Consider the following 21,446-nt stretch of genomic DNA (forward strand, 5'->3'; position numbering starts at 1 on the left):
TTGAATTATTTTAATTTGATCCTTTAATAGCAATTGGTAGTGAATAGATAAACTTTACTTTTTGCCCTCTATATTCGGCTGGTCTAAAACCATCATAATTTGTTAAGATTCGTATAGCCTCTTGACCAGTACCATAACCAATGTCTCTAAGAACTCTAGGCTCAACAACTCTACCATCTGTATCAACTATAAACCGAACAAAGACTTTTCCTTTAGCTCCATCAGGCAGTAAATTAGGTAATCTATAATTTTTCCAGATGTATTTGTCAAAATCATCCATGTCGATTTTTGGCTTAGGTAAAATTAGAACTTTGGTGTATTTATAAGACACCTTGTTTTCATCCCAACTTTCACCTGAAATTAATTTTCCATCTTTGTACGTTTCTTTAAAAGTAGATTTTAATTTTAAGAATGAGCCTTCCCAAACCCCTTCTGGAAATCCATTTTTTATTTCTCCTTTTGAGGAGGCATTTTCTCCTTTATCTTCAAAAAAACCATTGCCGTCAACCACTTTATGCTCACCTTTTTCATCCCAAAATTGGTTTATTTTATGTTGTAAAATGTCTTTTTTTTCATTCTCAATATATTCTCCTTCTAATCTTTTAGCGCCATTTTCATACCATTGATAATCTTTACCATTTGCACGTCCTTTGACATAATTATACACTGTTTTTTTAGCGCCATTTTCATAATAATATGTTCGTTCTCCTTCAAATGAGTAGCCATCCTTGGTTCTTGAAGTCCCCTCCATTTCTAACACTCCTGAACGATAGTAATCAAGAACAACATAACTTTCTTTGTTTAATTTGTAATCTTTGATTAATCTGATATATTTAAAATCCTTTGATTTGGTTTCTAATCGCATAGAGTCTGTGTAAAGCAATCTATCATTGGGAGAAAGAGCAAATTCCTTATTTCCTAAAACTTGCGAAAAAATCATTTTGGGAAGAAGTAGAAATAATAATGCAAATAAAATTGGTTTCATAAAATGGTTTTGATTATGAAACGAATGTACTACTTTTAATACAACCCTGCAACCTCTCCATACACAAATTCCAAAAATCTTTCCTCTTCTACGGTAAAAGGATTTAGGACGTGGCTGTAAATGTTCTCCTATTGATATAAAAAACTTTCTAAGTGATAGGTTTTTTATACATCAAGTATTTTATAAAATGGCTAACAAAACGGGTTAATTGTAAAAAAGCATTAATTTTAGCACTTATAGTTGTGATTTATTGCAACCACAATTTTCTAAACTCCATTTTTTTATCATAATCACTCGCTTGTTTTTCGATATTAAAATACCGATGTCCACGAGGATCATTGCCCACTCCAGCCAAATAAGCCCAATTGCCCCAATTGCTGCACACATCATAATCAATCAATTGTTCTTCAAAATAAGCGGCTCCCCAACGCCAATCCATATTCAATTCATTACAGAAATAACTCGCCACATTTTGACGTCCACGGTTACTCATAAAACCAGTTTGCTTTAATTCGATCATATTGGCATTGATAAAATCAGAGTTAGTGGTTCCGTTTATCCATTGAGAAAGCAACTTTTCGTTCAAGGATTTTGAGTTTATTTTTTCGGATTTGATACCTTCATTCAAAAAGAATTTGGTTTGGTATTTTTTAAACATAAATCTGAAAAAATCCCTCCACAACAATTCGAAAACCAACCAATAAGTAGATTCGTTGGCACCAAATTGTGATTCGTATTTTTTAATTTCAGCATAAATGAATCGAGGCGAAATACAGCCCATAGCCAGCCAAGCCGAAAATTTAGACGAATAATCGGTACCCACCATTTTGTTTCGGGTTTCTTTGTAACTAGACAAGCATTGGGTGTCAAAAAAATAATGTTTTAGTCTTTTTAACGCCTCTGTTTCACCACCTTTGAAAACTATTGCGGCTCTTGAATCGATTTTGGTTTTCTTTAAACCCAACTCCTTTAAACTAGGTAATTTCAATTCAGGCAGTGTTGGTGAGTTGATTTTATTTGGGCTGTCAAATGGTTTTCGAATCGTAGCATCTTGTTCGGTTTTCTTTCTAAAATTAGTAAAATCATCGGGAATATTTTTTATTGAAAACGGCAAGTCTTTGGCGTGATAAAGGGTGCTCGTGCTAACCGTTTCTAATTCGCATCGCAATTTGAACAAGGCTTCACGAACCAAATCCTCGGTTTTATGCTCTTCAAAAGCGACTTCTCGTTTGGCAAAAACTTTTTGCGCTCTAAATTGTTGAACCAATTTAGGAATTTCAACTTCGGGTTTGCCTTTTACAACCACCAATCTCGACCCCAAAGCTCTTAGGTTTTTATCTAAATCGGTTAACGATTCGAGTAAAAATTGTGCTCTAAAAGAACCTGTTTTCTTGAATCCATAAACCGTAGTTTCAAAATGAGCATCGTCCAAACAATACACCGGAACAATTTGCTCGCTTTGTGTTATGGCCTTAGTCAGGGTTTCGTTATCGGCTATTCTTAAATCAGTTTTGAACCAAACTATAGTTGTTTTCATTTTTTTGAGTTTCAGGTTTCAAGTTTAATTCCTCGAAGTTTTGATTCGATTTGTTTTTTTGCCACAGATTTCCACAGATTTATTTATATAAATATGTGTAATTTGAATTTGCTAACTCCTTAGTGGCTATACCCAGAGGCCGTTTAATGTTCCGCAACTTGAAACCTTAAACTTGAAACTGTTTTTTTATAAATCATTTATGTTTTTCAAATAATAATCGGCTTGTTGTAATAATGCGACTTTATCTTCGGGTTTCATTTTGTGCCAAACATTGTACATCATTCCAATGCGGGGATTTTTGCCCAATTTATCTTCGTTTTTATCATAAAAATTCCAATACAAACTGTTGAAAGGACAGGCTTTATCGCCTGTTTTGACGGCTTTTTTATAAAAACAAGAACCGCAATAATGACTCATTTTATCGATATAGGCCGCCGAACTCACATAGGGTTTTGTAGCTACAATGCCACCATCGGCAAACTGACTCATTCCTCGGGTATTGGTAATTTCGACCCATTCGATGGCATCAATATAAATGCCCAAATACCAAGCATCAACCTCGTCGGGATGAACTCCTGCCAAAAGCGCAAAATTCCCTGTAATCATCAAACGTTGAATATGATGTGCGTAAGCAAAATTCAAAGATTGATTAATGGAATCTTTCAGACAATTCATTTTGGTTTTTCCAGTCCAGAACCAATCGGGTAGTTTTTCTTGGTTGTCAAAATAATTCATCGTAGCAAATTCGGGCATTTTGTGCCAATAAATGCCTCGCACATATTCTCGCCAGCCAATAATTTGACGCACAAAACCTTCCAATTGATGATAGGCAATTTCATCAGGGCGATTTTTCCATTCTTCGATGGCTCTGTTGATGACTTCCAACGGTGAAATCAGTTTTACATTCATCGAAAACGAAATTCGAGAATGATACAACGACCATTCGTTAGGCGTCATCGCATCTTGATAACTGCCAAAAAGCGACAAACACTCGGTGACAAAAAAATCCAATAATGCTAAAGATTGTGCTCTTGTTGTTGGCCAAACGAATTGTTTTGCATCAATAGTTCCAATGGTTTTGATATTGGTTTTATTGATTTCCGTTACAATTTCAGAAACGTTATTATCGAAAACTAACGGCGGAATTGGTTTGTGATTCTTGGGTAATTTTTTGCGATTGTCGTCATCATAATTCCATTTTCCAGTCAAAGGTTTGTCGCCTTGCATTAATACATTGTGCTTTTTTCGCATAAAATGATAGAAACTTTCCATCAAAAAGTTTTTTTTGCCTTCGAAAAAATCGCCCAACTCCTTTCTCGAACTCATAAAATGTTCAGAATCGACAGTCGAATAGGAGATGACAAGCGTTTGACAAAAGTTTTTCAACAATTCATCCAGTCGGTATTCATCGGGCAATTGGTATTCGAAATGGCTGAAATTTTCTTTTTCAATAAGATAGTTTAGGTTTTTATCGAAAGATTGAAAATTATTTGCATCACTCAAATGAAAATATATTACCTGATGATTTTTTGATTGTAATTCTTTGGCAAAATTTTGCATCGCCGAAAAAAAACTAACAATTTTTTGAATATGATGTGAGGTATAATCAGTTTCGGATCTAACTTCCATCATTACATAAGTCACCGAATCATCCGTAGTTTGAAACCAAGAATGATTGCTGTTCAATTGATCGCCGAGAATTAACCTGAGGGTTTTTGACATTTTGTTATTTTTTTGCCACAGATTCAAAAGATTAAAAGAATTTTAAAAATCTCACAGCAAAAAAAATCTGTGAAAATCATTTTAATCTGTGGATAAATTATTTTTTATTCATTCGGCATTTATCGCTACAATATTTCACTTCCTCCCAAACTTTTTCCCATTTTTTGCGCCAAGCAAAAGGTTTTTGACACACCAAACAGGTTTTATGGGGCAGGTTTTGTTTTTTTACGCTTTTCATTTTTAGGTTTATTGGGGTTTGAAATGTGTTTCTTCAAAATCCGTTTGCCTTCTTGTTTTACCTCGTCTTTTTTGCGAAAACTCCACACTATGTCGCTGGCATATTTTCGAGTTTCTTCAATATTTACAATAGGTTCTGGATAATCCAATCTGATTTTGCATTTGTAAAATTGTTGCTCCATTTCGTTCATTTTCCAAGGTTCGTGTAACAAATCAACGGGAACTTCGGCTAATTCAGGAATCCATTTTTTGATAAAAATCCCTTCCGAATCGTGCTCTTCAGAGTTTTTAATGGGATTGTATATTCGAATGGTATTGATACCTGTTGTACCCGATTGCATCTGAATTTGCGGATAATGAATTCCGGGTTCGTAGTCTAAAAATTGACGTGCTAAAAAATGCAATTCCCGCCAATCTTGCCATAAATTGAAGGTAAAAAAAGAAACGACCATCGCACGCATTCTGAAGTTGATATAGCCCGTTGCCACCAAGCATCGCATACACGCATCCACTATGGGAACGCCTGTTTTGCCTTCTTGCCAAGCTTTGATATAGGTTTCGTTTTTGGGTTTTATCAAGCTGTCATACGCCCGATTGACGTTTTCAAATTCCATTCGGCATTCGTCTTCAAATTTTTGCATAAAATGACAATGCCAGTGCAAACGGGAAACAAAATTCAGTACCGCTCGTTTGTTTTTGGCGGTTTCATAAAACTGATTCGTATATTGATAAATAGCTCGCATACTGATATTTCCATACGCTAAATAAGGAGACAATCGGCTACAACCTGTTCGGCTCAAGGCAGGTTTTGAGATGTGTTTGCTGTAATTGATATAACGTTCTTTGACAAAACTATCCAAATACCTCCAAGCCAAATCTTCGCCACCCTGTTGGAAATTTTTATGGGGAGTTGTAATTGATTCGGATAGTTTTTCTCCTTTTATAGTATCATAAAAATCCGTGTCTAAAGCAATTAAGTTCAAATCGGATTCTTTTAGGATTTTTGGTGTGGATCGCATTACGTTTTCCCAGCGTTTGTTCCAGTCGCTTCTCGATTTTAATTTTCGAATTACACCGTGGAGTTGAAATTCTTTCCAAACGATGTTATTGTCTTTAAAGAATTTTTGCATTGCAATATCTCTGTCAAAAGTCAATTTATTGCCAATTTCTTGATGTGAAAAAACCGTTTGAACGTCGAATTTTTTAATTAATTCAGTAAAAACAGGAGCAACTTCCTTTTGAAAAAAATATAATTTAGAGTTTGTTGCTTCTAATTTTCGTTGCAAATTTTGAATCGATTCGTAAATAAAACGCCAATGCCTCACATCGGCATCGTCATAATTCATAACCGATGGTTCGAAAAAATACACCAATAACAAAGGTATTCCCGATTGATGGGCGTGAAACAATGCTTCGTTATCAAAGAAACGGAGGTCGCGTTTGAACCAAACAATATTGATGGCTTTTTTGTTCAATTTTTAGGCAATAGAAGTTAATTCTTTGTCGGGTTTGGCATAACTCAATCGGTCTAATTGCACGGTTTTATGATAGCTATCTAATCCCGAACAAGTAATGGTATTCGCTTTTTCGAGGTTGATAAAACCATCTTCACCAAGGCAGTTTTCAGGAACATAAACTTCTTTAATTTCGCCAATAACCATTATGGTATTGTTGATGCTAATATCGATTCGCTCTTTGAATTCAACTCCAAATTGAATGTTACTTTCGGCAACAAATGGGGCTTTAAAATTGTTTTTGAACTCTGGTTGCAAACCCGTTATGTCAAACTCAGAAATATCCGAGTCGTATCGTGCCGAAGTTTGATGTGCTTGTTGGTATATATTTTCGTTAATGTGATTGATGGTGTAATAACCCGTTTCTAAGATGTTGCGTAACGTATCTCGCTCTGGAGGACTTGGTCTAAATATCAAAGCAATCAACGAAGGATTAGCCCCAATATGGAAAATTGAACTAAAAATCCCCAAGTTGGTTTGCCCTTGTTTATTGACAGTTCCTAGCAAGGAAACACTCTTGAATCCGCCCAAACTATTAATAAAATGAACACGTTCTTGTTTTTCCATATTCATTATTGCCTCAAAAGAAAAGTGTTTTTTCATTATTGTTTTGTATTTTGATTGATAAAAATCCATTTTTTGTCACTATTCAATAAGAAGGAACCAATATGTTCTTTGTTCCATTCTTGCGGAGAAATGATAGACAAAAAATAAGTGCTGTCGGCAGCGATATAAAGATGATATATTTCACCAACAACGGGTTCAAACGAGAATTTTGCATTGTAAATCAGTTCATTCCATTCAAATTCTTCCATTAATTTCTGATATTGAAGCCTCAATTCGTTGAATTTGCTTTCAAACTCTTTGTTTACATTTTGAATGCCTCTATTTTTCCAAGAAACAACATCATCTGTTTTGATAATTGGTGCGCCAACATTGGTAGCATAAGGCAAAATATGGGCGTTATATCCTTGTTCTTTCGAGAAAACAACATTGTCTGGAACTTCTTTTTGTATCATCGTTTGGTTATTTTGTTGTTTGAAATAGCTCTTTGTCTGTTGCACTTAAATCGGTCAATGCCTTCGATACGCTTGGCTAGATGCTTGGTTTTGCAATCTTCAACACGTTTTCGCCACAATTTGTAACTCGAAAATTTGAGTTCTTTTTTCATCAAGGCTTTCACATCGGCTTCTGCCAATCCGAATTGAAATTTAATGGCATCAAATGGGGTGAGGTCTTCCCAAGCCATTTCGATAATTCGATTAATTGCAATAGCATCTAAATCTGTTTTTGATAATGTTGACATTATTTTGTTTAATTAAAATTAAATAAAGTTAAACAAAATTAAATAATTAAATTTCAAATCCCATTATAATTACAAATAAAAAATCCGTTGCTTAAATTTAAGCAACGGATTAAATAAATAATGGAGTAGTTTTATTAAAAAAGAGTCGCCACTTGCTGGTTCACAAATTCCAAAAATCTTTCATCTTCTTCGGTAAATGGATTTAGGACGTGGCTGTCGATGTCTATTTGTCCAATGTTTTCGCCATTTACAAAAAGCGGCACAACAATTTCGGACTTTACAGTAAAACTACAGGCAATATAATTGTTTTGAGCAGCCACATCTGGAACTACAAAATTAGAGTTAGAAACCGCCACTTGTCCACAAATGCCTTTCCCAAAAGGGATAACGGTATGATCGGTTTCTGCGCCAACATACGGACCAAGATGCAGAGTTTTCGTGTCGTGATTGGCGAAGTAAAATCCAACCCAATTGTAATATTCAATAGAATTACTCAGCAATTCACAAATTTTCAATAGTTTTTCTTCTCTTGAAAGAGTGGAATTTGAGATAATTTCGGTTACTTTTGGTTTTAATTCTTCGAAAGTCATATTCAGTTATTTTTTGTAAAAGTATTTAAAAAAGTGGGAAGTTTGAAGTAGAAAGTTTGAAGTGAAAATTGTCTTCTATTTTTATATAAATTTGTTAAAAATTTGATTTTGAAAAAATATTTTATTCTCTACAAACCCTTTCTGCTGTTTTTAGGCAAGTTTTTGCTGACCTATTTGCTGTTAACCTATATCTACCAAAGCTACCTTGGTCAATTTGATGTCAAGAAATTAGAACTAGATGAATTTACTAAAACAGTAGCTCAACAAACTAAAGCCCTGATGCTTTTCTTTGATTGTGATGTAAAATCCTCTCCCAACATCAAAGAACCCGCAGTGAATTTGTTCTACAATCAAAAGCATATCGTTCGAGTTATTGAAGGTTGCAACGCCTTGAGCGTAATCATCTTGTTCGTTTCATTTATCATTGCCTTTTCTGGAAAACTAAAATCGACTGTTCTGTACATCATTGGCGGAAGCATTCTCATTCACATTCTGAACGTTTCTAGGATTGCGCTTTTGTGTGTTTTGATCTATTATTATCCAAGCCAGCAACATCTTTTGCACGGAGTTTTATTTCCTTTATTTATTTACGGAGTCGTTTTTTTGTTATGGATTATTTGGGTCAATAAATTTTCAAAATATGCTACAAAAACTGCTTAATCACAAAGCGAGAATTGCATTGGCAACGCTTTTTGCAATTGGATTAGTTGTAATACGAGCCTATGAAGACCGCTTATTTTACGACCCTTTTTTGAATTATTTCAAAACTGATTATTACAATTTGCCCATTCCAGAAATAGACAATTTCAAATTGTTTTTGGGTTTATTTTTCAGATATTTTATGAATACTGTGCTGTCATTAGCCATAATTTATGTTCTATTTAAAGATATTGACGCTATAAAATTTGCTTCGTTTTTGTATTCTCTGTTTTTTGTAATCCTCATTATTGCTCTCTTTTTTATTCTTTTAAATACTGGAGAAACGAACAAAATGGGCTTGTTTTACATTCGACGATTCCTAATTCAGCCGCTATTTTTGTTGTTATTTCTTCCTGCTTTTTATTATCAAAAACAAAAGAAATAGGCCTTTGAGTGTCTAAACGTCAAATAATATTGAAATATATTTCGTTATATTTACCAATCACCAATTACACAGCTATGTTTAAAGATTTTTTTTGTAAAATAGTATTGCTTTTCGTAGCTACTTCGACACTTGCACAAACCCAAACCGAGATTATTCCACCTTATAATATCAAAACGATATCATTCATACAAAGCAACGAAAATGTAGTTCCAATATTCAAATTAGGTGATGGATTCCAATTTCAATTTGATGATTTATTCGGAAACGAAGCCAATTATTACTTCGAAATTGTGCATTGTGATTACAATTGGATTCCCACAGACATTCCAAAAACCGATTACATGAAAGGTTTCGATGGACAAAGAATTCAGGAATACGAAAACTCCGTTAATACTTTACAAATGTATTCGCATTACAAATTACCCATTCCCAATCAGTATATGCAATTGCGCATAAGTGGCAATTATATCTTGAAAATCTTAAACGAAAGCCGAGATGTTATTTTATCTCGAAAATTCATCGTTTATGAAGATCTTGTAACCGTTCCGATGCAAATTAAAAGAGCTCGAACAGCCAATTATTTGGATTACAAACACAATGTTGAATTTTCAATCAAGTCGCAAGCTATTAATTTTCAAAACCCCTTGAAAAACATAAAAGTTTGCCTAATGCAAAACGGACAATTGAATACTGCCATCCAAAACATAGTCCCGCAATACACCATTGGCAATGATTTAATTTATAAATATGACACACAAACTCAATTTTGGGCTGGCAACGAGTTTTTGTATTTTGACAATAGCGACATCCGATCTGCTGGCAATAACATTTCTCGAGTAGATTCAAGCAGCGGAATTTATAATACAAATTTATACACGAATAATGCCAGAGCAAATTACCCTTATTCTTTAACTCCAGACGTGAATGGAAATTTTGTGGTTCGCAACATTGGTGGCACCAAAAACGAGATTGAAGCTGATTATGCTTGGGTTTATTTCAGTCTATCGGCTCCTAGTTTTATGAAAAACAAAGGCATTTATATTACTGGAATGTTCAATAATTACAGCCTGTCGCCAGAGTACAAAATGGATTTCAACAAAGAAAAAAACACTTACGAAAAAGCCATTCTCATCAAGCAAGGATTTACTAATTTTCAATATCAAATCGCCGACGACAAAGGAAATATCGACGCAGAAAATGCTATAGATGGTAATTTTTGGCAAACCGAAAATGAATATATCCTACTGGTTTATTATCGAGAAAACAACGATAGATACGAAAGAGTTATCGGAAAAGCCTCAGCCAATTCTAGAGATGCCATCAATTAAAAAAATTTCTTATAAAAGCACAATTAACTCTTTTTTTTGTAAATTTGCGATTATCAAACTCATTTGTAACACTTTGCTATCTATGGTTTCTCAAATTACAAGAGGTATAAAAATAACCGTTTTGACTAGTTTTGAAGGCACTTACTTCAAAAACTACAAAATCCATTTTGCCTTTAGTTATGAAATCACCATCGAAAACCACAGCAAAGATTCCGTTCAATTAATATCACGCCATTGGGACATTTTTGATTCCCTAAATAATGCCGAAGTAGTTGATGGCGAAGGCGTAATTGGGAAAAAACCAGTTTTAAAACCAGGAGAATTACATACTTATAACTCTGGTTGCCTACTAGCTTCACCATATGGAGCAATGAAAGGGTATTTCAATATGGTTAATTTCACCTCAACAAAAACCTTCAAAGTAATTGTGCCAACATTCCGTTTGTGTGCTCCTTTTGCCTTAAACTAATAGTTCAATTTCAATTAATCACATCTATTATCTTTTAGTTAAATTTTATATTTTTCAAACAATCCTTTGTACTTTTGTGAAAATTTTCTAATTCTCAAATAAAAAACATATGCCTAAAGGATTTTTCAATGTACCAAAAGCCGTAAACGAACCTGTAAAATCGTATGCACCCAATTCCCCAGAAAAAGCTGCCGTTCTAGCTGCTTATAAAAAAATGTGGGACTCCAAAATCGATGTTCCACTTTACATTGGAAGTGAAGAAATTAGAACTGGCAATACTCGAAATATGACCGCACCTCACGATCATAAACACGTAGTTGGAACCTATCATCTTGCCGAAAAATCACATATCGAAAAAGCGATTGCCAATGCCCTTGAAGCCAAAACCAAATGGGCGAATATGGCTTGGGAACAACGCGCAGCCATTTTCCTAAAAGCTGCCGAATTGATTGCTGGTCCTTACAGAGCCAAAATAAACGCCGCAACAATGATTGCGCAATCCAAAAATATCTTTCAAGCCGAAATTGATGCAGCTTGTGAATTCATAGATTTCTTGCGTTACAACGTTGAATTTATGACTCAAATTTATGCCGACCAACCCAAATCAACTTCTGATGTTTGGAACAGATTAGAATACCGTCCGCTAGAAGGTTTTGTTTATGCTATTACGCCTTTCAACTTTACAGCCATTGCAGGAAATCTTCCAGCAAGTGCCGCTATGATGGGAAATGTAGTAGTTTGGAAACCCAGCGACAGTCAAGTATTTTCTGCTAAAATCATTATCGATATTTTCAAAGAAGCAGGACTTCCTGATGGTGTTATCAACGTAGTTTTTGGAGATGCCTTGATGATTACCGATACTGTTTTGGCAAGTCGTGATTTTGCTGGAGTACATTTCACAGGTTCCACTCACGTTTTCAAAGATATTTGGGCAAAAATTGGAGCCAACATTCACCATTATAAAACCTACCCAAGAATCGTAGGCGAAACTGGTGGAAAAGATTTTGTTCTAGCGCATCCAAGCGCCAATGTAAAACAAGTTTCAACTGGAATTGTTCGTGGTGCTTTCGAATTTCAAGGACAAAAATGTTCAGCAGCTTCAAGAGCCTATATTCCAAAAAGTATGTGGCCAGCCCTTAAAGACCAATTGATTACTGATGTAAAATCAATGAAAATGGGATCGCCAGAAGATTTTGGCAACTTCATTACCGCAGTAATCCACGAGGGTTCTTTCGACAAATTAGCGAGTTATATTGACCAAGCTAAAAAAGATGCCGATGCCGAAATCATCGTAGGTGGAAACTATGATAAATCGGTAGGATATTTTATTGAACCAACCATAATCGTAACCACGAATCCACATTACACTACAATGGAAACCGAATTATTCGGGCCTGTCTTAACGCTTTTTGTATATGAAGATGCCAAATGGGAAGAAACTCTAAAACTGGTTGATTCTACTTCAGAATATGCCTTGACTGGTGCCATTTTCAGTAAAGACCGCTATGCAATTGAGCAAGCAACTGTGGCTTTGCAAAACGCAGCCGGTAATTTCTACATCAACGACAAACCAACTGGAGCCGTTGTGGGAATGCAACCTTTTGGTGGTGCCAGAGCTTCTGGAACCAATGACAAAGCGGGTTCAGCATTGAACTTGTTGCGTTGGGCTTCACCTAGAACCATCAAAGAAACTTTTGTAACTCCGGAAGATTACAGATATCCGTTTTTGGGAGAATAATTTTTGAAGGTACGAAGTTAGAAATACGAGGTACGAAATTTAAAAACCCACAAGAATCAAGTAATTGAGTTCTTGTGGGTTTTGATTTTTAAACCAATGAGACTTTTTTTCCTGTCCTTGCTGCCTCATAAATAGCTTGTAAAATTGTAACGTCTTTAAGTCCTTCTTCGCCTGTAATATGACTTGGTAATTTTTTATTTTCTAAAATCAATTTTCCTATTTCATCAAGTTGTGTTTGTTGTTGATTAATTTCAGGAAAATTTAAATCTCCATTGCTTGTCCTTCCTTTAAATGGGCCATAACTTATAGCTGGACTTAGCTCAAAAAAACCGTCTTCTGCTGAAGCAAATAATCTGTCAACTCCACAATTATATGAACTTGCAGAATTACAAACTGCTCCGCTAGGAAAATTCAATTGCCAAGTAATCGATTCTTCTACTTCTGCAAATTTTATTTTATTGGTAACTGGTCCAAATTGTGCTGTTACAGAAATAGGTTCTTCACCCAAAATATAACGACTGGCCTGTACACAATAAATCCCAAGATTGATAAGCGGACCTCCTCCGGATAAAGCTTTCTTCGAATGCCAATCAATGGTATCACCTGTATTATAACCCAAAGAAGTCTCTATCAAACGAACTTGACCAAACACTTTTTCTTGTCCCAATCGTTTCATTTCTAAATTATAGGGTTCATAATGCAAACGATACCCAACCGCTAATTGCACTCCGGCTTTTTTACAAGCATCCATCATTTCTTGACAATCGCTTGCCGTAATAGCCATTGGTTTTTCGACAATCACGTGTTTTCCTGCCTTTGCTGCTCTAATTGCAAACTCTTTGTGCATGGCATTTGGCAAAACAACATAAACTAAATCAATGTCTTTATTATGTATGATTTCATCGAAATTCTGGTAATTGTAAATATTTTTCTCAGGAATATTATATTTTTTTCCCCAATCTAAAGCCTTTGACGGTGTTCCTGTTACAATGCCTGCTAAACGACAATATTTTGAAACTTCTAAACCCTCTGCTAAGTAGCCTGCATAACGTCCTAACCCACAAAGGACAATATTTAATTTTTTTCCGTCATACGAATTTTTACTGTTTTCTGGCAAAGTCATAAATGATGGAAGCGATGCAATTACAGCAGTCGATCCAACCCCAAGACCAAAATCATGTACAAATTTACGTCTAGAAATTTTTTTCATATTTTTTAGTTTTACATTAGAACCTTACAGTAAGTCCATTACATCTTACCAATGTTACAAAAAAAATCGTTTAAAAAATCAAAACCCACAAGAATTCAAGTAATTGAGTTCTTGTGGGTTTTGTGTTTGTATTACATTGTCATTCCGACGAAGGAGGAATCCCAACAATCAAGAGCCCAAATAGAGATTCCTCCTTCGTCGGAATGACAAATTAAAGAGGTAACTCACGTTTATGAAGTAAACTTCAACGGCAAATGCACCACTTTCTTCGTTTCAAAAAACTCATTTTCAAAGAAGTCTGACAAATTATATTCGGTTGCTTTGGGGAAATCTTTTAATTCTTCGGTCAAATCGCCACCTTTTAGGTAGAGAATTCCGTTTTTGAGTTCATGTTTGTGTTGTTTCTTTATTTTGGTTTTTACCCAAGAAACAAAATCGGGCATATTAGTCACAGCACGACTCACTATAAAATCGAAATCACCTTTTACCAATTCGGCTCTTTTTTGTTCGGCTTTCACGTTTTTGAGTTCCAAAGCATCGACAACAGCCTGAACCACTTTTATCTTTTTAGCAATAACATCTATCAAATAAAAACGAGTTTCTGGAAAAAGAATCGCCAAAGGAATTCCCGGAAATCCCCCACCAGTACCTACATCCAAAACATAAGTTCCGGGTTCGAATTTTACGACTTTCGCAATTCCTAACGAATGCAAAATGTGTTTGGTGTATAATTCGTCAATATCTTTTCTGGAAATGACATTGATTTTGGCATTCCAATCGTGGTATAAAAAATCCAGTTTTTCAAATTGTTCTTTCTGAATATCAGTTAAATAAGGAAAATACTTTTGAATCTCGTCCATTGTTATAAATTTTAACAAAAGTACAGATTTTAGTTTTGAATATTTAACTCAAATTTACAGATTGAAAATTTTTAATAATTATCTTTGCACAATATTCAATTTTAACAATGAACAACGTTGCCCCTACATTTGCAAAGCAAGACAATCTTAAGTTCTTCAGAACGCTTAACACTCGGGTGAACAGCTACTTCAAAGAAAACAATATCGCCAAAACTGGCAACTGGAAAATCCATTTAAAAACGATAATTCTTTTTACTGTTTTCTTGGTACCGTATTTTTTGATACTCACTTTGCCTATGCCTTTTTGGGGACATTTACTCTTGACCATAGTTATGGGAATTGGAATGGCAGGAATCGGAATGAATGTGATGCACGACGCCAATCACGGTTCCTATTCGACCAAAAGTTGGGTGAATAAATTTATGGGAGGAACAATTTATGTTTTGGCTGGAAATGTTCATAACTGGCAAGTGCAACACAATGTTTTACATCATACTTACACTAACATTATTGGTCACGACGAAGATTTAGAGGCAGGTCGAATTATGCGTTTTTCCAAAGAAGCTGAGTGGCATAAATTCCACAGATTTCAACAATATTATGCCTTATTTTTATATGGTTTGTTGACTTTCAATTGGGCCATCACTACCGATTTCAAGCAAATGAGAAGTTACCTGAAAAGAAAACTATCTTATGGCGAACCAAAAAGTCCTAAAATCCTTTGGACAACTTTAATTATCACCAAACTTATCTATATAGCGATTTGGATTGTTTTGCCAATGATTATCGGAATCACTTGGTGGAAGGTTTTGGTTGGATTTTTCGTGATGCATTACACGGCTGGATTAATTTTGAGTATCGTGTTTCAATTGGCACACGTTGTAGATGAAGCTGCCAATCCAATTCCAAACGAAGAAGGAGAAATGGAAAACACTTGGGCCATTCATCAATTGTTTACCACAGTAAATTTTGCGCCAAAAAACAAAATTGTAAACTGGTACACTGGAGGTTTGAACCATCAAATTGAGCACCATATTTTTCCGCACATCAGCCATGTACATTATAATAAAATTTCAAAAATTGTAAAAGAAACGGCAAAAGAATGTCAATTGCCCTATCACGAATATAAAACTTTTAGAGCTGCAGTTGTGGCACATTTTAAACACTTAAAAGAACTGGGAATGAAACCCGCTTTACAGTAAAAACGAACAAAACCATAATATAAAAATATAAATCAAAATTACATTTCAATGAACAATTTGCTTTCAGACAGAATTAACAACTTAGCTACATCACAAACATTAGCAATGGCTGCTTTAGCCAGAGAATTAAAAGCACAAGGAAAAGACATCATCAGTTTGAGTTTAGGTGAACCAGATTTTAACACTCCTGATTTCATTAAAGAAGCTGCCAAAAAAGCTATCGACGAAAACTACAGCACTTACTCTCCAGTTGATGGATATGGCGAATTGAAAGAAGCTATTTGCAGAAAATTCAAAAGAGACAACGGATTGGATTACAAACCATCACAAATTGTGGTTTCAACAGGAGCAAAACAATCTTTATACAACATTGCACAAGTAATGCTAAACGACGGTGACGAAGTAATCTTGCCTGCACCTTACTGGGTTTCTTACTTCGAAATCGTAAAATTATCAGGCGGAGTTCCTGTAGAAGTTCCAACTTCTGTAGAGACTGATTTCAAAATCACTCCTGAGCAATTAGAAGCTGCCATCACGCCAAAAACAAAAATGATGTGGTTCTCTTCGCCTTGTAATCCATCAGGTTCGGTTTACAACAGAGAAGAATTGACTGCTTTGGCGAAAGTATTGGAAAAATATCCAAACATTATTGTTGTAGCTGACGAAATCTACGAGCACATTAATTTCTCTGGAACTTTTTGCAGTATCGGATCAATCCCGGGAATGTTAGAAAAAACAGTTACTGTAAACGGAGTTGCCAAGGCTTTCGCTATGACAGGATACAGAATTGGATATATCGGAGCACCTGAATTTATCGCAAAAGCATGTACAAAAATCCAAGGACAAGTAACTTCAGGAGCAAATTCTGTGGCTCAACGTGCTACAATCACCGCTGTAGATGCTGATCCAAGCGTATTGAATCATATGGTTCAAGCCTTCCACAGCCGTAGAGATTTAGTAGTAGGATTATTGAAAGAAATCCCAGGAATCAAAATCAACGTTCCAGAAGGCGCTTTCTACGTTTTTCCAGACGTTTCTTCTTTCTTTGGTAAAACTTTGAAAGGCACTGAAATTAAAGATGCAAATGATATGGCAATGTATCTTTTGGCTGAAGCTTGTGTAGCTACAGTAACCGGAGATGCTTTTGGAAATCCAAACTGTATCCGTTTTTCTTATGCTACAAGCGAAGAGCAATTAACAGAAGCTTTAAAAAGAATCAAAGACGCTTTGGCAGCATAGTCGAAAGTCTTTTTATATTAGTACAAGCCTCAAGAGAAATCTTGAGGCTTTTTTTTGATTAACTCAAAAAAATCATGGGTAGGACAGTACAGGATAGTATAACTTTTTTTTAAGCTTATCTTTAACGCCAACCAATCGCTTTTTTGTATTAACTACAAACCAAATAACAACTATTAACCATAATTATGCATAAAAAAATTACCCAAAACTCATTTCGAAAAATTATCTTTTTTCTAATATTCTTATTTGGAATATCCACCCAACTTTTTGCTCAACGCTCTGTTGAAAAACTCAATCGAGGTTTGGTTGCCATGCGTTTAAACAGCAGTCAGGTCTATGTTGGTTGGAGAATGTTGGGAACCGAACCAACAGATGTGAGCTATAACCTGTATTGCAACGGCGTAAAAGTAGCAGGAAGTCCTTTTACAACTACCACAAACTACACTCATACGATTACTACAAATGGAATCTATACGGTTCGCGCTATTATTAATGGTGTCGAAGAAAGCGCTTCAGAAGCTGCTTCAGTTTGGGCCAATCAATATTTAGATATCGCCATGCAAATACCTGCTGGCGGGACTACTCCAGACAATGTCGCTTACACCTATAGTGTAAATGATTGCAGTGTGGGGGATGTGGATGGCGATGGACAATATGAAATATTTGTAAAATGGGATCCCTCCAATGCAAAAGACAACTCCCAATCGGGTTATACTGGCAATGTTTACATTGATTGCTATCGTTTAAATGGAACACGTCTTTGGAGAATTGATCTAGGGAAAAACATTCGTGCTGGAGCTCATTATACCCAATTTATGGTTTACGATTTAGACTCTGATGGCAAAGCTGAAATGGCTTGCAAAACAGCCGACGGAACTATTGACGGAACTGGAGTTGTTATTGGAACTGCCAATGCCGATTACCGAAACACTTCTGGATATATTTTATCAGGACCAGAATTTTTAACCGTTTTTAATGGCGAAACTGGAAAAGCAATGGCCAGCACCAATTATTTACCTGCTCGAGGAACTGTTTCGTCTTGGGGAGATACTTATGGCAATCGTGTAGATCGCTTTATCGCTGCCGTAGCTTATCTTGACGGCGAAAAACCAAGTTTGATAATGGGACGCGGTTATTATACCAGACTCGTTCGTGTGGCTTGGGATTGGAGAAACAACACACTATCACAAAGATGGATTTTTGACAGCAATACTTCAGGAAATTCGGCTTATGCAGGAATGGGAAACCACCAAATGACGGTGGGAGATTCAGATGGGGATGGCAAAGACGAGATTTTTAATGGCTCAAGTGCCATTAATGATAATGGTACAAAATTATTTTCGAATACCTTGGGTCACGGAGATGCTTTGCATATGAGCGATATGGATCCGGATCGCCCAGGACTGGAAATATACCAATGTCTAGAGGAACCAGCAAAATATGGAACTAATGGAATGGTGTTTTTTGATGCCAAAACCGGAGTGCCCATTTGGGGAGCAGATGGCTTAGGGCTTGACATCGGACGCGCCAATGCTGCCGATATTGATCCTCGTTACAAAGGTTATGAATGTTGGGGTTCCAGAGGTGGATTATTCGATTGTAAAGGAAATAACATTACCACTTCAAGACCTTCCATCAATTTCTCCATCTGGTGGGATGCCGATTTAAATCGAGAATTATTAGACGACAATCACATCGACAAATGGAATCACCTCTCGTACAACACCACTAATTTACTTACCGCGACTGGATATTCTTCAAACAATACAACCAAAGCAACTCCTTGTTTGAGTGCCGACCTTTTTGGCGACTGGCGGGAAGAAGTAATATTGCGTAAAACAGACAATACTTCTATTAGAATTTTCACCACCAAAATACCCACAGCCAACAAGTTATATACTTTGATGCACGACACTCAATACCGAGTGGCTATTGCTTGGCAAAATTCAGGATACAACCAGCCACCACATCCCAGCTTTTATTTAGGCGTAGATATGACAGCACAAACAAAACCAAATATAGTCACCACAAATGTCAATTTGGCCACAAATGCTTTTTCAAAACAACAACCATCGGCAAATGCCATTCTTTATCCCAATCCTACATCACAAACATTTACAATTATGGCCGAAGGTAAATTTACCTATTCAATTCATAATGTCTTAGGCCAAGAAATAGGAAAAGGAAAAGCCGAAACTCAAGTAGAAGTAGGCGAAATTTCTGCTAAACCAGGAATATATATTATTACCGTAAAATCAGAAAAAGGAACATCATCTATAAAACTGATTAAGGAGTAAAATCAATACCAAAGTCCCAAGATATTCTTGGGACTTTTTATTACCTCAAAAGCTAATTAGATAGAGGATAATAGTACAGAATAGAAAATCTCATAACTTTAGCCGTTAGCTATTAAACCTTTTAACAAAAAAAATATCTAACTACTTTTAACCACAATTATGAATAAAAAAACCACTCCAAATTCATTCAAAAAAATACAGCTTATACTTTTCCTACTACTGGCAATATCCTATCAAACAAAAGCTCAACACACCGTTGAGAAACTCAATCGGGGTCTGGTGGCGATGCGATTAGATGCAAATCAAGTTTATATTGGATGGAGAATGTTAGGAACCGAACCTACAGATGTAAGTTATAATTTGTACTGTAATGGCAAAAAAATAGAAGGAAGTCCTTTTAAAACTTCGACCAACTTCACCCATAATAGCCCCACGGATGAAACTTACACCGTTCGTGCCATTATCAAAGGAATCGAACAAGCTGATTCAGAAACTGTAAAAGTTTGGGCCAATCAATATTTAGATATTGCAATGCAAATACCTGCTGGCGGAACTTCTCCTGATGGACGCAATTACACCTATAGTGTAGGCGATTCAAGTGTGGGCGATGTTGATGGAGACGGACAATATGAAATAATTGTGAAATGGGATCCGTCTAATGCCCACGACAATTCTCATAAAGGCTATACAGGAAATGTACTTATTGATTGTTACCGCTTAGACGGAACACGTCTTTGGAGAATTGACTTAGGAAAAAACATTCGTGCTGGTGCTCATTACACCCAATTTATGGTGTATGATTTAGACTCTGATGGCAAGGCAGAAATAGCTTGCAAAACCGCGGACGGAACCATCGACGGAACAGGAAATGTTATCGGTTCAGCAACAGCAGATTATAGAGAAACGACAGGATATATTTTGTCTGGACCTGAGTTTTTAACAATTTTTAATGGACAAACTGGCAAAGCCATGGCATCTACCGATTATTTACCCGCTCGTGGAGACATTAAAGATTGGGGAGATAATTATGGCAACCGAGTAGATCGTTATATTGCCGCCGTGGCCTATCTTGATGGCGAAAAACCAAGTTTAGTAATGGGTCGTGGTTATTATACAAGATTAGTTCGTGTGGCTTGGGATTGGAGAAACAATACCCTTTCTAAAAGATGGATTTTTGACAGTAATGATTCGAAAAACGCATCAGCTTTCGGACAAGGAAATCATCAAATGACTGTTGGTGATGTGGATGGCGATGGCAAAGATGAAGTCTGCAATGGTTCAAGTGCAATAGACGACAATGGAACATTATTATATGCAAACGGATTGGGTCACGGCGATTCGTTGCACATGACTGATATGGATCCCGATCGTCCGGGACAGGAAATTTGGCAATGCCACGAAACCCCATCCAAATACGGAATTTACGGTCTTGAATTTAGAGATGCAAAAACTGGAAAACCTTTATGGGGTGTTAGTGGACAAGGAACAGATGTAGGCCGTGGTCTTGCTGCCGATATTGACCCTCGTTATAAAGGCTATGAATGTTGGGGTGCCAAAGGAAATTTATACGATTGCAAAGGAAATCAAATAGGAACTTCAAAACCTTCGATGAATTTTGCCATTTGGTGGGATGGCGATTTGAGTAGAGAATTATTAAACTCTAACCGAATCGACAAATGGGATTACACTAATGGCAAAAGCGAGAATTTATTAACTGCCACAGACTATAAATCAAACAATGGCACTAAATCTACTCCTTGTTTGAGTGCCGACCTTTTTGGCGACTGGCGTGAAGAAGTGATTTTCCGCAAAGCCGACAATTCTGCTATTAGAATTTACACTACAAACATTCCTACAACTCATAGATTGTACACTTTAATGCACGACACCCAATACAGAGTGGCCATTGCTTGGCAAAATTCGGCATACAACCAGCCGCCACATCCAAGTTTTTATTTGGGGACCGATATGGCACCGCAAACCAAACCCAATGTAGTTACTCCAAAATAATTTAAAATTTCAAATAGCAAAGGCCTCAAGGAAACTTGGGGCTTTTTTTGGGCTTGACCACAAGGGTCGGGCTATCCGCTATATCTTTTGTGGAGTCCCGATTGACATCGGGACTCCA

At 36.1% G+C, this 21,446-nt stretch carries 20 protein-coding genes; 9 read left to right on the forward strand and 11 right to left on the reverse strand.

Features of this window, described 5'->3' with window-relative positions; all coding sequences use genetic code 11:
• Positions 1–10: 10 nt before the first annotated feature.
• From C3L50_RS02855 to C3L50_RS02895, 9 genes are all read right to left on the reverse strand, one after another.
• Positions 11–985 (reverse strand): energy transducer TonB, encoded by a 975-nt coding sequence (locus tag C3L50_RS02855; RefSeq protein WP_103804603.1) that lies wholly within the window; start codon positions 983–985, stop codon positions 11–13.
• Between the two features lie 247 nt (positions 986–1,232).
• Positions 1,233–2,522, reverse strand: coding sequence for a DASH family cryptochrome (locus C3L50_RS02860; protein WP_103804604.1), 1,290 nt, complete (start codon positions 2,520–2,522; stop codon positions 1,233–1,235).
• Positions 2,523–2,708: 186 nt separating this feature from the next.
• Complete coding sequence (locus tag C3L50_RS02865; protein WP_103804605.1) at positions 2,709–4,244, reverse strand: cryptochrome/photolyase family protein; 1,536 nt, start codon at positions 4,242–4,244, stop codon at positions 2,709–2,711.
• Positions 4,245–4,341: 97 nt separating this feature from the next.
• Positions 4,342–4,482, reverse strand: coding sequence for a DUF2256 domain-containing protein (locus tag C3L50_RS02870; RefSeq protein WP_103804606.1), 141 nt, complete (start codon positions 4,480–4,482; stop codon positions 4,342–4,344).
• Positions 4,448–5,956: a cryptochrome/deoxyribodipyrimidine photo-lyase family protein gene (locus C3L50_RS02875; protein ID WP_103804607.1), complete on the reverse strand. Its 1,509-nt coding sequence runs from the start codon at positions 5,954–5,956 to the stop codon at positions 4,448–4,450. Before C3L50_RS02875 ends, C3L50_RS02870 begins: the two co-directional genes overlap by 35 nt.
• A 3-nt stretch (positions 5,957–5,959) precedes the next feature.
• Positions 5,960–6,598, reverse strand: coding sequence for a flavin reductase family protein (locus C3L50_RS02880; protein ID WP_103804687.1), 639 nt, complete (start codon positions 6,596–6,598; stop codon positions 5,960–5,962).
• The gene (locus tag C3L50_RS02885) at positions 6,598–7,014 is read right to left on the reverse strand and encodes a DUF2452 domain-containing protein (protein WP_165783958.1); all 417 of its coding nucleotides are present in this window, start codon (positions 7,012–7,014) and stop codon (positions 6,598–6,600) included. Before C3L50_RS02885 ends, C3L50_RS02880 begins: the two co-directional genes overlap by 1 nt.
• Positions 7,011–7,301: a TIGR03643 family protein gene (locus C3L50_RS02890; protein ID WP_103804608.1), complete on the reverse strand. Its 291-nt coding sequence runs from the start codon at positions 7,299–7,301 to the stop codon at positions 7,011–7,013. Before C3L50_RS02890 ends, C3L50_RS02885 begins: the two co-directional genes overlap by 4 nt.
• A 134-nt stretch (positions 7,302–7,435) precedes the next feature.
• Positions 7,436–7,891 carry a GAF domain-containing protein gene (locus C3L50_RS02895; RefSeq protein ID WP_103804609.1) on the reverse strand — a complete coding sequence of 152 codons (456 nt, stop codon included), beginning with the start codon at positions 7,889–7,891 and terminating at the stop codon, positions 7,436–7,438.
• A 108-nt stretch (positions 7,892–7,999) separates the two neighbouring features.
• Here C3L50_RS02895 and xrtF point away from each other — a divergent pair, with 108 nt between their 5' ends.
• The 5 genes from xrtF (at position 8,000) to pruA (ending at position 12,510) form a co-directional block, all read left to right on the forward strand.
• Positions 8,000–8,551: an exosortase family protein XrtF gene (xrtF, locus tag C3L50_RS02900; protein ID WP_103804689.1), complete on the forward strand. Its 552-nt coding sequence runs from the start codon at positions 8,000–8,002 to the stop codon at positions 8,549–8,551.
• Positions 8,532–8,975 (forward strand): exosortase F system-associated membrane protein, encoded by a 444-nt coding sequence (locus tag C3L50_RS02905; RefSeq protein WP_103804610.1) that lies wholly within the window; start codon positions 8,532–8,534, stop codon positions 8,973–8,975. The genes xrtF and C3L50_RS02905 overlap by 20 nt, the downstream gene beginning before the upstream one ends.
• 74 nt (positions 8,976–9,049) lie before the next feature.
• Entirely contained in the window at positions 9,050–10,303 is a 1,254-nt protein-coding gene (locus C3L50_RS02910) for a type IX secretion system plug protein (protein WP_103804690.1), read from the forward strand.
• 82 nt (positions 10,304–10,385) lie between these two features.
• Positions 10,386–10,772 carry a Co2+/Mg2+ efflux protein ApaG gene (apaG, locus tag C3L50_RS02915; RefSeq protein WP_103804611.1) on the forward strand — a complete coding sequence of 129 codons (387 nt, stop codon included), beginning with the start codon at positions 10,386–10,388 and terminating at the stop codon, positions 10,770–10,772.
• A 109-nt stretch (positions 10,773–10,881) separates the two neighbouring features.
• A complete protein-coding gene (gene pruA / locus C3L50_RS02920) occupies positions 10,882–12,510 on the forward strand; it encodes an L-glutamate gamma-semialdehyde dehydrogenase (RefSeq protein WP_103804612.1) in 1,629 nt (542 codons plus the stop codon).
• Between the two features lie 88 nt (positions 12,511–12,598).
• On the opposite strand, the gene C3L50_RS02925 is transcribed toward pruA, so the two are convergent.
• Together C3L50_RS02925 and rsmG are read right to left on the reverse strand one after the other, a co-directional pair.
• Positions 12,599–13,720: a Gfo/Idh/MocA family protein gene (locus C3L50_RS02925; RefSeq protein WP_103804613.1), complete on the reverse strand. Its 1,122-nt coding sequence runs from the start codon at positions 13,718–13,720 to the stop codon at positions 12,599–12,601.
• Between the two features lie 230 nt (positions 13,721–13,950).
• Positions 13,951–14,580, reverse strand: a complete 630-nt coding sequence (rsmG, locus tag C3L50_RS02930; RefSeq protein WP_103804614.1) for a 16S rRNA (guanine(527)-N(7))-methyltransferase RsmG — start codon at positions 14,578–14,580, stop codon at positions 13,951–13,953.
• Positions 14,581–14,687: 107 nt separating this feature from the next.
• Between rsmG and C3L50_RS02935 the strand changes: the two genes are divergently transcribed.
• From C3L50_RS02935 to C3L50_RS02950, 4 genes are all read left to right on the forward strand, one after another.
• Positions 14,688–15,782, forward strand: a complete 1,095-nt coding sequence (locus C3L50_RS02935; protein WP_103804615.1) for a fatty acid desaturase family protein — start codon at positions 14,688–14,690, stop codon at positions 15,780–15,782.
• A 48-nt stretch (positions 15,783–15,830) separates the two neighbouring features.
• A complete protein-coding gene (locus C3L50_RS02940) occupies positions 15,831–17,021 on the forward strand; it encodes a pyridoxal phosphate-dependent aminotransferase (RefSeq protein WP_103804616.1) in 1,191 nt (396 codons plus the stop codon).
• 185 nt (positions 17,022–17,206) lie between these two features.
• Positions 17,207–19,318 (forward strand): rhamnogalacturonan lyase family protein, encoded by a 2,112-nt coding sequence (locus C3L50_RS02945; RefSeq protein WP_103804617.1) that lies wholly within the window; start codon positions 17,207–17,209, stop codon positions 19,316–19,318.
• Between the two features lie 159 nt (positions 19,319–19,477).
• Entirely contained in the window at positions 19,478–21,328 is a 1,851-nt protein-coding gene (locus C3L50_RS02950) for a rhamnogalacturonan lyase (protein ID WP_103804618.1), read from the forward strand.
• Positions 21,329–21,446 lie beyond the last annotated feature (118 nt).

The sequence above is a fragment of the Flavobacterium alvei genome, from assembly GCF_002920895.1.
In the GTDB taxonomy this organism is placed as follows: domain Bacteria; phylum Bacteroidota; class Bacteroidia; order Flavobacteriales; family Flavobacteriaceae; genus Flavobacterium; species Flavobacterium alvei.